Annotated in this window: 10 protein-coding genes; 8 read left to right on the plus strand and 2 right to left on the minus strand. The window is 61.5% G+C overall.

All coding sequences use genetic code 11. The features are described 5' to 3' along the window. Positions 1 to 35: 35 nt before the first annotated feature. A complete protein-coding gene (locus tag VI234_RS14065; RefSeq protein ID WP_008311309.1) occupies positions 36 to 752 on the minus strand; it encodes a fumarylacetoacetate hydrolase family protein in 717 nt (238 codons plus the stop codon). Positions 753 to 998: 246 nt separating this feature from the next. Here VI234_RS14065 and VI234_RS14070 point away from each other — a divergent pair, with 246 nt between their 5' ends. From VI234_RS14070 to VI234_RS14105, 8 genes are all read left to right on the plus strand, one after another. Continuing rightward, positions 999 to 1,952, plus strand: a complete 954-nt coding sequence (locus VI234_RS14070) for a M48 family metallopeptidase (RefSeq protein ID WP_336330363.1) — start codon at positions 999 to 1,001, stop codon at positions 1,950 to 1,952. A 348-nt stretch (positions 1,953 to 2,300) separates the two neighbouring features. Further along, positions 2,301 to 2,489 (plus strand): hypothetical protein, encoded by a 189-nt coding sequence (locus VI234_RS14075; RefSeq protein WP_014039293.1) that lies wholly within the window; start codon positions 2,301 to 2,303, stop codon positions 2,487 to 2,489. A gap of 733 nt (positions 2,490 to 3,222) precedes the next feature. Continuing rightward, positions 3,223 to 4,668, plus strand: coding sequence for an aldehyde dehydrogenase family protein (locus tag VI234_RS14080; protein WP_336330364.1), 1,446 nt, complete (start codon positions 3,223 to 3,225; stop codon positions 4,666 to 4,668). 724 nt (positions 4,669 to 5,392) lie between these two features. Beyond that, positions 5,393 to 6,475, plus strand: a complete 1,083-nt coding sequence (gfo6, locus tag VI234_RS14085; protein ID WP_008311314.1) for a D-xylose 1-dehydrogenase Gfo6 — start codon at positions 5,393 to 5,395, stop codon at positions 6,473 to 6,475. Between the two features lie 44 nt (positions 6,476 to 6,519). Further along, positions 6,520 to 7,380: an MBL fold metallo-hydrolase gene (locus VI234_RS14090; protein ID WP_336330365.1), complete on the plus strand. Its 861-nt coding sequence runs from the start codon at positions 6,520 to 6,522 to the stop codon at positions 7,378 to 7,380. A gap of 183 nt (positions 7,381 to 7,563) precedes the next feature. Then, on the plus strand, positions 7,564 to 8,739 hold the full coding sequence (locus VI234_RS14095) for a mandelate racemase family protein (RefSeq protein ID WP_336330366.1): 1,176 nt from the start codon (positions 7,564 to 7,566) through the stop codon (positions 8,737 to 8,739). A gap of 152 nt (positions 8,740 to 8,891) precedes the next feature. Next, on the plus strand, positions 8,892 to 10,199 hold the full coding sequence (locus VI234_RS14100; protein WP_336330367.1) for a DUF7405 family protein: 1,308 nt from the start codon (positions 8,892 to 8,894) through the stop codon (positions 10,197 to 10,199). Positions 10,200 to 10,286: 87 nt separating this feature from the next. Beyond that, entirely contained in the window at positions 10,287 to 11,444 is a 1,158-nt protein-coding gene (locus VI234_RS14105; RefSeq protein WP_336330368.1) for an iron transporter, read from the plus strand. A 293-nt stretch (positions 11,445 to 11,737) separates the two neighbouring features. Here VI234_RS14105 and VI234_RS14110 read toward each other — a convergent pair whose 3' ends face one another. Next, complete coding sequence (locus VI234_RS14110; RefSeq protein ID WP_336330369.1) at positions 11,738 to 13,426, minus strand: 5'-nucleotidase C-terminal domain-containing protein; 1,689 nt, start codon at positions 13,424 to 13,426, stop codon at positions 11,738 to 11,740. Between the last annotated feature and the right edge of the window lie 289 nt (positions 13,427 to 13,715).

Raw genomic sequence — 13,715 nt, forward strand, 5'->3', positions numbered from 1 at the left:
GGTCGCTATATGGCGATCCCAGCGTCTTAATGCCGTTATAGCGAAACGACCGAGTTCCGGAGCGTCCCGACACCCTCGTAGGTTATCTCGATTGTGTCACCGGGCGCGACCGTCCCCGGGTTGGCCGGACTGCCGAACGCAACAACGTCGCCCGGACGGAGCGTGAACCGCTCGGAAAGGTACGCGACCACCTCGTGGGGACCGAACAGCATCTCGCTGGTGTTGGCAGACTGCCGGCGCTCGTCGTTGATGTCAGTGTACATGTCGAGACCTGTGGGGTCGACGTCAGTCTCGATCCACGGCCCCAGCGGTCCGGACCCGTCGAAGGCCTTCCGTGCGGTGCGGCCCTGCTGGTCCAGCGCGTCGACGTCGTTCAGTACCGTGTATCCCTGGACGGCGTCGGAAACGTCAGCCGGGTCAAGGTCACGACACCGCTCACCGATGACCGCAGCCAGCTCACCGGCGTAGGTGAGTTCGTCGGTGAACGGCGGGTAAGGGATGTGCTGCTCGTGGGCGAGTAGCGCTGTCGGGGGTTTGATGAAGAAGTCCGGTTCCTCGGGCCGGTCGTAATCCATCTGGTCGTTGGTCGCGGCATAGTTCCGACCGACGCAGTACAGCGCGGTCGGTTCACACGGCGGGAGGAGTCGTCCATCGCGGCCGACCACATACTGGCCATCGTCAGCATGGACGACGCCGTCAACGTATTCGCCAGTGACCGGTCCATCGTCCGTTAACAGTCGTGCGGTTCGCATACGCTGTGGTCCGAAGGCCGGTCAAAAAGGCGTGTCGCCCCACACTGCTCGAAAGACCGTTTTGAATGGGATGTGAGCCGTTCTCGGGTCGCTTCGTCGAATGAGACTGCCACTGGAGCAGTATTAGATAAATTCCATCGCGCTATATGAAATGGCCGCTAGCGACAACCCCATTCAGAACCTGGGGGTCAGAAACGCCGTGCTGACCACCGAAGTGACTTTTTCGGGCAACGCGTATCAGCAGATATGGCTGTGACCCGACGGCTCCTCATGGCCGTCGTCGGAGTGTTGTCGTTGCTGGTCTATCTCTCGGCGGCATACGTGGGGTACGCGCTGCTTCTACCAGTGTGGGACAGCCGTCCGTCGCCGCTGATAGCCGCCCTTGTCGTTATCGTGACGGCAATTGTTCTCGGCATCGTGAACTACTGGGCTGCTACGGCGCGGCTCAAGCGGTCTCTCGACGCAGTCGAACTCTCGCGAGCGCGTGTGCCGGAGGTCTACCGCCGCCTCGACACGCTCGTCGATCAGATGGACGTCGAGACGCCGACGTTGCTACTGGCGGAGCTGCCGGTCCCGAACGCGTTCGCCATCGGCGGCGGCGCTGGGGTTATCGTCGTCGACCGGCGGCTGTTCCAACTGTTATCCGCGACGGAGTTCGAGGCGCTGCTGGCACACGAACTCGCGCATCTGGAGACCCGGGATGCGCTCGTTCAGACTGTCGCGTACAGCCTCGTCCAGACGGTTGTCGGGCTTGTCGGCCTTGTTCTGTTTCCCGTCGTGGTGCTAACCGGTGGCCTCGCGCGCTCGTTCGCATTACTGCGTGGCAACCCCTCGTCGTGGTTGCGCTCCTGGCTCGGGCGGGCACAGCGGTACGCGCTACAGGTCGTTGCCGGTCTCGGATTCGCGGTAGCGCTGCTGATACTCGGCTACTCCAGACGTCGCGAGTTGGCAGCCGACGACCGCGCGATCGAAATAACGGGGAACCCCGTTGGACTCGCCCGAGCCCTCACGAAAATCGAGCAGGCGTCGAAGCCGGACACCGGTCTCCTGCGACAGCTATACGTTCACAGCGAAGCGGACAGCGAGCTTTCACGTCTCCTGTCGACGCACCCGCCGATGGACGAGCGGATACAGCGGCTACAGGAGAGCGCAGCACGGAGTTCCGCGAGGGTGAGCGAGGCGTCGGGCAGCCGTCGGTAGCTGCGTCGTTCAGCGACGGCCGGGAGCGCCGTAGTATATGCAAACGATTGCTTATAGAGATGGACAACCTCATTCAACAAACATATAGGACATATATGACCAGGAATCGGTCTTCTTCATGGTAGATACCGCTCGAAACACGTCGGTTTTGGCGGGCGTGTCTGACCGACGACAGTCTCGTTTGAGGCGTGAGAGGGGACGAACATTGTACACCAATCTCGTCAAGGTGAGTGAGCAGTAGGATGTGTCGCGTCCGAGGCCGACACGGGGAAAGTCTCTATATGCACATTGAGAGCAACATAGCGGTCCTAGAAACCGCTATGTTCGGCAAGGCGCTTACATCCGCATATGCAAGCCAGCATCCCGCAGCGAGCGACCGAGGGGGCAAAGAGCCACACATACGGATGCCCGCTGTGTAACTGTGGTGCGGACAGTGAAGACGACATTTACTGCCATCTGCTGGTCTCACACCGGAAGAGCGCACTTGTTGACGCGCTTCTCGAAAGAGTGGACAGCGACGAGTTGGCCCGGGTTTAATTTCGGTACGGGCGTCAGTATCGTCTGGTAGTACCAAATAGTTAATTCTGGAGAGAGTAGTACGGTATTTGTGTTCATACTTGTCCACTTGTTACCCATATTCTGAAATCGAAGGGTAACACTGGCACCGCTCGCGTGGTAGATTCGACTCGGTTCGAGAGCCCTGGGCCGTACTACAGCGCATTGACTGCTATTTTTTCGTCGGTGCGGTTTATCGCTATAAATTGAATACTGCTATATCAAATGCTGGGAGACGACTCGGGCGACGGCCGGTCCAGCAACTACCAGCAGCGGGTCAATAACATACATACACATGTTAGACTATGAGATGTATTTATATACTAGGAGAGGTCGCAGCAGCGATCAGTCGTAGCGACACGGCAACAGAATGCGAATAGCTCTGGGATACCGGTACGGCCGGCCAATAGTAATTTCCAAGGAACACAAATACCGCAACGCGGCCACGTCCCACGTTGTGACAGATCTGGCAACACACAGATCGTGTTGGTGCTATTTGACAGCGGTAGCTATTTTAGTGGGCTTCAATTTCGGTTCCGCTGTGAGTCGGTCATCGCGAATTCGGGGTTGGACCGGCGACGCTGATTACACTGGCTACGGTGCCTGTTATCCAGCATTGCCTCCGTGACCCACCAGTCGTTCCATACCGTCGAACGACGCGGCACAGCGAAGGATGGGAAACGCGTAAGTATTGGGAATGAGATGAATTAAACGTATGACGCAGACGTATGAGAACTATATCGGCGGTGAGTGGACCGGGAGCGGAGAGACACAGGACGTCACGAACCCGGCAGACGAGACTGACGTCGTCAGCACGGTTCCGGTGGCCTCGGCGGCGGACGCCGACGAAGCGGTCGCGGCCGCGGCGGAAGCAACAGACGAATGGGGCGGGATGCCTGGCCCGGAGCGTGGCGCGATCCTGCGTGAGACCGGTGAAATCCTGAAGTCCAGGAAAGACGAGCTTGCGGAGACGCTGACCCGCGAAGAGGGGAAACCGCTCGGCGAAGCCGAGGGCGAGGTACAGCGTGCGATTGATATCTTCTATTACTACGCGGAGAAGGCCCGCGACTTCGGCGGCACTGTGAAACAGCCAAGCGGCGGCCGCGCCGGTCTGCAGACGAAAAAAGAGCCGATGGGCGTCGCGGCGCTTATCACGCCGTGGAACTACCCCATCGCGATTCCGGCCTGGAAGATCGCCCCGGCGCTTGCGGTCGGCAACACCGTCGTCATCAAGCCCGCGATGCAGGCGCCGACCGTCGGCGCAATGATCGTCGAGGCGCTGGACGAGGCCGGTATTCCGGACGGCGCTATCAACCTGGTCTGTGGCCCCGGTAGCGAGGTCGGAGAACGGCTGACCACCCACGACGACGTCGACGTGGTGTCGTTCACCGGCAGCGCGGCCGTCGGCGAGCACGTCTACGAACAGGCGACGAGCAACGGGAAGCGCGCACAGGCAGAAATGGGCGGGAAGAACCCGACCGTTGTCATGCCGAGCGCCGACGTGGACAAAGCGGCCGACATCGTCGGGGCAGGGGCCTTCGGCGGGACGGGGCAGGCCTGTACAGCGACCTCCCGGGCTATCGTCCACGAAGACGTGTACGACGAGTTCCTCGACGCCGTCGTCGACTACGCAGAGTCGCTCGAGATCGGAAACGGCCTCGACCGGGCCGGCATGGGACCCCACGTCAGTGAAGACGAGCTCGCGGGGAGTCTGGAGTACATCGACATCGCACAGTCGGAGGGAGCAACCCTCGAAACGGGCGGCGAAGAACTCACTGGTGGCGAGTACGACGCCGGGAACTTCATCTCGCCGGCCGTCTTCTCCGACGTCGAGCCTGACATGCGTATCGCACAGGAAGAGGTGTTCGGGCCGGTGCTCGCCGTGATTCCCGTCTCCGACTTCGACGAAGGTGTCGAGGTCGCCAACGACATCGACTACGGGCTCTCGGCCAGCATCGTGACCGACCGAATCGAGGAGGAAAACGAGTTCATCGAGCGCTCCGAGTCCGGTGTGGTCAAGGTCAACGAGAAGACGACCGGACTGGAACTGCACGTTCCCTTCGGCGGCCTCAAGCGCTCCTCGACGAACACCTACCGCGAGCAGGGTGACGCCGGACTGGAGTTCTTCAGCTACATCAAGACGGTGTACCGCAACAGCTAATGGAGGCGGCCACCGTCGCTGACGGTGGAGTGTAGTTTTTATTACAATAAAGTTATATAGTATTATTCTTAATATCCTGTTGCTCTTGTCCACCGCAAGAGCAAGCGTGCAAAGTCATGGTCGTAGCCCAACCGACCGACGATGGTGGAACGGTCCCAGCATCAACACTGTCTGTCCCGTACAGGCGTTCCACTCTCGTTGTTAGCGCCCCGGCATCCGAAGCAAGTTTCACTACCGCGAAGTGCCACTAGCCGGTCAGAATGCGGCGAGAAACGAAAGCGTCATTCGAATGGGCGCAGCGCCGTTCTGTCAGTGGCAGTCATTGTAGACACCTCGTGTGAACACAGCGAGTGCGACAGGGCTTCGAAGTTGTCCCTGTCAGACGAACCGTGGCGCTCCGCCCTCGACAGTCCGTTCAGTATTATGGAACGGTTCCCGTAACGGTTGTACTGTCGTTATTCTCGATACGGAAACCGGAGAGCGTAGACGAAGACAGTCCACAGACGGCCCGTGAAACAGTATTTTCCGCCCGGATTATCGACGGGTCGCTGTAGAATATCTGCGGGTGAGACAGTCATATGGTTCCATAATACCAAACATCTATGTCATCTGCTGGGACTAGTTTACTTAACAGACGAACTACCATTCGCCACTCTAGAACAGCGGGAGCTGACACGGGCGTGCCAACACAAAAGATAATATCCAGCCAGTCGATGGCAGCGGCATGAACGTTGACGCGCTCACGGGAGGATTCGACCGTCGAGACTGGCAGGAACAGACAGAGACCGACGATCCAGTACGGTTCGCGATGATCGGCGTCGGCTGGTGGACCACCGAACAGGCGATGCCCGCCGTCGACGCGGGGGACCTCTGTGAGACGACTGTGCTGGTCAGCAGTGACCGCGAGAAGGCGGCCGATGTGGCCGCTGATTCGGAGACAGTCGAACACGCGATCACCTACGAGGAGTTCCACGAGGGGGCCGCGAGCGACGCGTACGACGCCGTCTACATTGTCACCCCGAACGCGCTCCACCTCCCCTACGTCGAGACGGCGGCAGAACTGGGGAAGGCAATCCTCTGTGAGAAGCCGATGGAGGCCACCATCGAGCGCGCCGAGCGAATGGTCGAGGTCTGTGACGAACACGACGCGACGCTGATGATCGCCTACCGGATGCACACCGAGCCAGCCGTCCGGCGGGCGAAGGACCTCATCGACGAAGGGTACATCGGCGAACCGCTGTTCGTCCACGGGAATATGACCGAACCCATCCTCGAACTCGTCCCCGACCCCGACCAGTGGCGGCTGGACGGGGAGCTTTCCGGCGGCTGTGCCGTGATGGATATCGGCCTCTATCCGCTGAACACGAGCCGATTCCTGCTGGATGCCGACCCCGTGGCCGTCCGGGGGACTGTCGCATCGGTACAGGAAGAGTTCGCCGACGTGCCAGACGAACACGGCGCGTTCCAGTTAGATTTCCCCGGCCACATGTACGCGGTGTGTACAGCCAGCCAGAACGCCCATCTCGACAGTCACATATCGGTACTCGGAACCGAGGGCAAGGTCCGCATCGAACCGGCCTTCTATCCCTGGGACGACCGCGCGCTCCAGCTTTCCCACGAGGGAACGACGGTCGACATCGACTTCGAACAGATCGATCAGATGGAAGAGGAGTTCGAGTACTTCGCCCACTGTCTGCTGACCGACACTGAGCCCTACGCCGACGGTGAACACGGCCTCGTCGACATCAACACGATCAAGGCTATCTACGAGGCCTCCGAGACGGAGTCGACAGTCACACTCGACTGAATGCGGTGCGAGATTTTTTGACCCGGCCAGGCGTAGTTCGGCGCATGGTTCAGTCAACGTGGGACGACTGGTTCGTCCGTGACGAAATAGAGGCGACAGACCCCGGCGATGGCGTCGTAATCTGGTACCTCGGTTGTAACGGCTTCGTACTCCGGTCGCAGTCGACGACGCTGTACATCGACCCCTACTTCGGGACTGGCGACCCGCCGAACCTCATTCGCATGATTCCGGTGCCGATAGACCCCGCCGACGCGACCCAGTGTGATGCCACACTCGTCACACACGAACACATCGACCACATGCACCCGCCGTCGTACGGCCCGCTGGTCGAGGACCTCGGAGCGGACCTGTACGCCCCGTCGGCATCGTATGACTCCCCGGACTACGACGGTGAGATGCGGGTGCCCGACGAGCAGCGCAACGAGATCGCCGTCGGTGACGAGTTCGCTGTCGGCGATTTCACCGTTCACGTTACTGGCACCAACGACCTCGACGCCATCGAACCGGTGGGGTACGTCATCGAGCACGACGCCGGGACGTTCTTCCACGCCGGCGATAGCCGGCCTGCCGAGGCGTTTACCGACGTCGGCGAACGGTTCGACATCGACGTGGGCGCGCTGGCGTTTGGCACCGTCGGCTCTATCTACGAGCCCGAGCCGGACTGCGGTGTCAGAACGAAGTGGTACATGGACGAAAACGAGATTATCGAGGCCGCAAATCAGCTCCAGCTATCCCGGTTGCTCCCCTCACATCACGATATGTGGCAGGGCGAGGCCGGCGACCCGAAGGTGCTCCACGAGCACGCGGTGTCGTTCGACTACCCCCGAGTCATCGAACCGCTGTACATCGGCTGTTCGGTTCGGCTGGGTGAGGCCGGTATTCGTCGTATTGACGCGCTGGACTGAGTGATACTGCCGGCTGTAACTATTTCAAGATATTCGCCACCCCGAGATGGCGAGATTCTTCACAGACTTACAGCTGGCAGTATGAGACCGTGGTTCCGGTAGCTGCTGTGTCGGCCGCTCAAACAGAGACGGCGTATCTGTCGCGGGGTAGCTTTAATATCCCCACCACAGTATGTCCGGCAAATGTCGCCAACGATAACGAGGATCGAAAGCCGAGAGTTCGAGTACCCCCTTAATGACGTCGGGACCGATAAGCACGGCTTCAATCTGGTCTATGCGCCGGGCGAGACAACCACGCGGAAACTGTTCGGCGTACAGATTCACACTGACGAGGGAATCACGGGCGAGTACGTCGGTGGGAACTCGCCGGCAGCCGCCCAGTACAACATCATCGCAGAGTACCTCATCGGCAAGGACCCGCTGAAACGCGAGAAACACTGGTCCGAATGCAAGCGCGCACTCCGGAAGTACGACCGGATGGGTATCGGCCCGATCGATATCGCGCTGTGGGACTTCGCCGGCAAGTACTACGACGCGCCGATTCACGAACTGCTGGGGACCTACCGCGAGCGTATCCCCACCTACGCGTCGACGTACCACGGCGACGACGCGGGCGGGCTGGACTCGCCCGAGGCCTTCGCCGACTTCGCCGAGGAGTGCCGCGACGAGGGCTTCGGCGGCTTCAAGATTCACGGCTGGGGCGGCGGCGACGACGCCCGAAGTCTCGACCGCGAAGTCGAGGCAGTCCACGCCGTCGGCGAAGCGGTCGGCGACGAGATGGACCTGATGCACGACCCCGCCTGCGAACTGGAGACGTTCGCCGACGCGCTGGAACTGGGCCGGGCGCTCGATGAACAGGGCTTCTTCTGGTACGAGGACCCGTTCCGCGACGGCGGTATCTCACAGCACGCCCACAAGAAGCTGGCACAGAAACTCGACACGCCGATTCTCCAGACCGAACACATCCGCGGACTGGAGATCAAGTCCGACTTCGCCGCCAGCGAGGCGACCGACTTCCTCCGGGCCGACCCCGAGTACGACGCGGGCATTACCGGCGCAATCAAGGTGGCCCGGATGGCCGAAGCGTACGGCCTCGACGTGGAGTTCCACGCGCCCGGCCCGGCCCAGCGCCACTGCATTGCCGCCTGCCGCAACTCCAACTACTACGAGATGGCGCTGGTCCACCCGGACTGCCAGAACACCCAGCCGCCGGTGTACGAGGGCGGCTACTCCGACCTGATGGACGCCGTCGACGACGACGGGACAGTCGGTGTCCCCGACGGCCCCGGCCTGGGCGTGGAGTACGACTGGGACTACATCGAGGACAACACCACCGGGAGCGTCCACATCTACGAATAGCGGCACTGTTTCTCCCGGTAAGCGCACTCCGTCCGTTTTGACCGCCGCAGTAGCGAGCCGTCTCGTCGTTCGCGGAGTCAGGCCGCCGAGCGTCGTCCTGTTGGGCCTCAGGCCAATACTTATGCCGGAATCGTCCGAACGGATAGTAGTTGATGACAGACGGAGACAGGACCCTGACCCGCCGGGAAACGCTCCGCGCAGCCGTCGCCCTCGGAGGGTCGACAGGGCTCGCAGCCTGCCTCGACCTGGAGGGGCAGCCAACGGAGGCGGGAGGGACAGACCGCGGTACCGACCGGCCGGCTGGCACCGAATCGGAGGCTGAACTACCGAGTCGACAGCACGCGTGGAACGAGTTCTCTCGAACCGACGAGCACGGGAATCCGGTGCCGGCTCGGCACCATGTGTTGTTGCTGGCCGACTATGTTGGCGACGGACCGGTCGATGACGGCGACCGGACGCAAGCGGAGAACGCGTTTCGCGAGCTAGAGGAGACGTATCGGTGGGAGTCTGACGGGCTTCTGTTTACTGTCGGCTACTCCCCGGCGTACTTCGACCGGTATGACGAACCGCTCTCCGAGTCGGTCGACCTGCCACAGCCAGCGGCGCTGGCCCCTTTCGAGGACCCGTCGTTCGATACCCCGGACCTCCTCGTTCATCTGGCAAGCGACCGCGCTTCGGCGGTGCTGGAGGCCAAGCAAGCGCTGTTCGGTGAGCTGGAGACCGCAAACGGGAGCGAAGTCACCGAAACCATAGACGGGACGGTCGAGTTGGTCGACCGACGGACGGGGTTTATCGGTGCGGGGCTCCCGGCGGAACACGACGACGTGGATGGCGTTCCGGACGGCGCGGTCCCCGAAGATGCACCGCTGTTCATGGGTTTCAAATCGGGGTTCCGACAGAATCAGGCGACGGAAGACAGCGTAACGATCGCGGAGGGGCCGTTCGCGGGCGGGACCACGCAACACCTCTCACTGCTACGCACGGAACTGGACCAGTGGTACAACCAAGACTCCCGGGAACAGCGCGTCGCCAAGATGTTCTCGGCGACGCACGCGGCGGAGACCCTGGTCGAGGGCGTGGGCGACAACCTCGGTGATTCGTCGCTCGTAGCGGAGACTGGCGTCGCTGACCGAGTCGAGGACGACGCATTTGAGAAGGGAGTGGTCGGGCACGCACAGAAACTCGCGCGTGCACGAGATGAGGGCGGTGACCCACGGCTCCTCCGACGCGATTTCGCGACGGTAGACGATGGCCAAACCGGAGTACACTTCCTCAGTCTTCAGGAGGGCATAACGGACTTTATCCGGACCCGGAACGCCATGAACGGCGACGACGTTGCGAATGTCGGCGGCGTCGGTACGAAGAACAACAACGGGATACTGCAATACGTTACGACGGTTCGACGCGGGAACTACTTGCTCCCGCCCCGCTCGAAACGCTCGTTCCCCCGTCCGTCGTGACCCAGCCGGCCCCACAGTCCGCCCGAACGACGGCGACGGTCTATCCCTGACAAGGTTTTTTATCCTTTCCGAGAGCAGAGGGATACCATGTCGCCCAGGAGAAACCCGACGCGCCGGGACTTCATCGCTACGAGCGGGGTAGCACTTGGGGTGAGTGTCGCCGGCTGTGCAACGGGGGATGACGCCGCGGACGAGACCCCGTCCGAGGCTGCACCTGGCGGTACCGAATCGACGCCCGAGGGAACCGAACAGGGACGGGGAAATGAGCTCCCGACAGCGTCTGCCCAGGAACGGCCATTAGTGCACATCCCGGCACATCAAGACGGGATGCGGATGGTCGGTATGGCGGAGGTAGGACCGTATATGGTGGCGATGTCCTATACACTGCTTCACGACTTCTGGATACTAACTGGCAAGGAGAAGAGTTACGTACAGATCGAGGACGGGCAGGGACTGCATCTCATGGCAACCGTGTGGGACCCGGAATACAACCAGCGCATCCCGCTGGGTAGCCCGCCGGTCGAGGTTCGAGCCGCCGAAAGCGGCGACAGTGTGACCAAAAAGTCGCTGTGGCCGATGCTGTCCCAGCAGATGGGCCCACACTTCGGGGACAACGTCGCGTTTCCGGAGGAGGGAGAGTACACGGTGCAACTCTCGTTTGACCCGGTCTCAGCGCGGCAGTTAGGGGAGTATCGCGGGCGGTTCACCGACGCGGTGGACGCCGAGTTCGACCTGCTGTTCAGAACCGACATCACGAACAACATTCGCGAGCGGTTCGTCGACGAGGCGGGACAAGCGGGGGCGCTCGAACCGATGGAGACGGATATGCAGCCCGACGGAAGGCTGGCGGATGCAGCGTCGCTACCGGGTGAACACGGCGGGATCGTCGAAAGTGGTGCTGCGGAATTTGTGGTGCAGGTGCTGCGTAGGGCTCCGGCCGGAATCGACAGCTCTGGCCCGTATCTCGCCGTGTCCGCTCGAACGCCGTACAACCAGTATCCCCTCCCGTTCATGGGTCTCCGAGCAACTGTGGCCAACGCCGGCGAGGAGGTCCGCGAGCCACTGAAGGCAGCCGTTCACCCCGAGCTGGGGTATCATTACGGTGCCCCGTTCCCTGCTATCGCGATGGGTGACGAGGTGACGCTTTCGGTCGGGGCCCCGCCACAGGTCGCGCGACATCGCGGCTACCAGACTGCGTTTCTGGAGTTCGACGACACGACGCTCACGCTCGGAGACGGGACGTAGGGGGCTACTCGGGGACACAGCGAGGAGACGACAGTTCTCACGCCAGACGTGGCCTGGCCGTGTACTGTCAGCTACGAGCGAGATGCAACTCCGGGTCAGAGTGCCACATCGGGAGAGAGTCTGCTACCGCCGAGACGACGGAACCCGGCTACAACCATCGCACGGAAGGCGGGCGCTGGGATGCCGGACGACCGACGACGAGAGAGCGCACGACGGCGATGCGGCCCAGTGTAGGACACGCCGCACACAGCGGCGAGACAATCATGGTCGGCCAAGCGAATCCATGTTTGTAGCTACTCTGTCTTGATTCGGCCTTCGACCGACGGCGAAATCGTCCCGTCCTCCTCGATTGCGTCCTCGACGATGACCGACAGCAGTTCGCCCTCGTTCGCGTCGATAATCCTCGGGGCGTCCTGGAACATCGTGTAGCTGTCGCCGCCTGTGGCGGTGAAGCCGTTCGTTGCGACGGTGTAGGTCGCTTCGGTGTCGAGTGGCTCACCACCGACTGTTACCTCCGTGACGCGGTCGCCCTTCGATTTGTCCGGGTCGTATGTGTAGCGCATACCGCTCACCTGCAGGAATCCGCCCCCGCCGGTCGAACTGAGCTCCAGTGCCTCGACCAGCGTTTCACCGGTGACCTCGATGGTCACCTGGTTGTTCCCGAACGGGAGGACGCTGTAGACCATCCGTCTCGTGATATCCCCTTCGGGGTAGAGTTCGTCGGTCCGGATACCCCCACCGTTCTGGATTGCGACGTCCGCGTTACCGTGGCTGCGGAGCGCATCGGCGATGTAGTTCCCGAAGTTCGACTCCTCGGAACGCACAGTGTCTTCGCGGGCATCGAGCGGGACGGTTGTCTCGCCGACGACGACGTCGAGCTCGTCGCTGAGCTTGCTCTCGTAGCTTTCCGCGACTTCGAGCACACCTGGGTGCGGTTCGACGCGGCCCTCATCAACCGCGGCAGCGGTGTCGTACACCGTCAGGCTGTGGTCGGTTCGCTCCCCGTCTTCGACAGTGAGCGTCAGTTCGCCGAGGTAGTCGTACTCGTCGTCAACAAACGAAAGCACCGTGTCGTTCACGACTTGGGGCTCCTCGGAGAACGTCGCGGCGTGGTCGCCGACGATGGCGTCGATGCCGTCGACAGACTCCGCGAGCTCGACGGCGGCCGGGCTTGCCACATGGGACAGCACGACGACAAGATCAGCGCCGTCGTCCCGCATTTCGGTCACGACTGCCTCGACCGGGGCTTCGAGGCCCGGGACCTCCGTCGTCTCGCCCATGGTGGTGATCGTCGGCGCTTCGACGTTGATTATGCCCGTGAGCCCGACAGTCACATCGCCGGCCGAAACGAGTTCGTACTGGCTCGCTCCCTGTTCAGCGCCGAACACGTCGCCCGTTTGTGCGTTGCGGGCGTTCGCGCTCACCCACTGGAACTCGCTGTCGGAAATGCGGTCCCGCAACACGTCCGGCCCTCTGTCGAAGTCGTGGTTCCCGAACGTGTCGAACTCCAGCCCGCCCTCGTTGAACGCGTCGACGATGTGTTTGCCGTCGAACTGTGCGGAGAGAATAGAGGTGGCCAGGTCGTCGCCGGATCCGACCTTTATTGAGTGGTCGTTGTTGTCCGCGATCTGATTCATCAGGTCGAAGTAGGTAGCGATGTTCGCCGCCTCTTCGAGGTCGCCATAACTGCCGTGGACGTGGGTGTCGTGGACGAGCGTCACCTCGCCCGTTGCAGGTTCAGATGTGCTCTCGGCCGTGCCAGATGAGGTCGTGGTCTCCTCAGCATCTGTAGATGCTTCGTCGGTCTGCTCGGTGCCGTCGTCGGAACTGGAAGCACAGCCGGCGAGTCCCGCAACGCCGAGTGCAGCAGTAGCCGAGAGGAACTTCCGCCGGTCGACTGGTGTGTTCGTCGTATCGTTCTCCGATCGGTCCGCTGAAGCGGCTTCTAGGTCTTCTTTGTTGCTTCGTGACACAGCATACATTAGATTGAACGTTTATATAAAATATTTGCTGGGTGCTAATGTGACGGAACTACAACAATTAATCCACACAGACGCTGGTGTGGTAATATGGCGCAAAGTGAATCACAGACTTGTGCCATATTGGCATTCGGTCGGCAATAGCACAGTAGCGCAAGTTCGGACACACTCGTGCTGCAGCGGTGGAGCAGTCCGCGCCTCAGTGGTCTGGTTTCCGTGGCTTCAGGCTGTCGGCTCATCGGATTTTCGCCCCGAAGACAGTTTCACGGGTGTTATCAGGGCGTTGTAATAG

The sequence above is a fragment of the Haloarcula sp. CGMCC 1.2071 genome, from assembly GCF_037078445.1.
Taxonomy (GTDB): domain Archaea; phylum Halobacteriota; class Halobacteria; order Halobacteriales; family Haloarculaceae; genus Haloarcula; species Haloarcula amylolytica.

What these genes read in the sequence shown, in the direction of transcription:
- VI234_RS14075 (WP_014039293.1), top strand. Translation starts at nt 2,301, where the DNA reads ATGCAAGCCAGCATCCCGCAGCGAGCGACCGAGGGGGCAAAGAGCCAC.
- gfo6 (WP_008311314.1), top strand. Translation starts at nt 5,393, where the DNA reads ATGAACGTTGACGCGCTCACGGGAGGATTCGACCGTCGAGACTGGCAG.
- VI234_RS14080 (WP_336330364.1), top strand. Translation starts at nt 3,223, where the DNA reads ATGACGCAGACGTATGAGAACTATATCGGCGGTGAGTGGACCGGGAGC.
- VI234_RS14105 (WP_336330368.1), top strand. Translation starts at nt 10,287, where the DNA reads ATGTCGCCCAGGAGAAACCCGACGCGCCGGGACTTCATCGCTACGAGC.
- VI234_RS14090 (WP_336330365.1), top strand. Translation starts at nt 6,520, where the DNA reads ATGGTTCAGTCAACGTGGGACGACTGGTTCGTCCGTGACGAAATAGAG.
- VI234_RS14100 (WP_336330367.1), top strand. Translation starts at nt 8,892, where the DNA reads ATGACAGACGGAGACAGGACCCTGACCCGCCGGGAAACGCTCCGCGCA.
- VI234_RS14110 (WP_336330369.1), bottom strand. Translation starts at nt 13,426, where the DNA reads ATGTATGCTGTGTCACGAAGCAACAAAGAAGACCTAGAAGCCGCTTCA.
- VI234_RS14065 (WP_008311309.1), bottom strand. Translation starts at nt 752, where the DNA reads ATGCGAACCGCACGACTGTTAACGGACGATGGACCGGTCACTGGCGAA.
- VI234_RS14070 (WP_336330363.1), top strand. Translation starts at nt 999, where the DNA reads ATGGCTGTGACCCGACGGCTCCTCATGGCCGTCGTCGGAGTGTTGTCG.
- VI234_RS14095 (WP_336330366.1), top strand. Translation starts at nt 7,564, where the DNA reads ATGTCGCCAACGATAACGAGGATCGAAAGCCGAGAGTTCGAGTACCCC.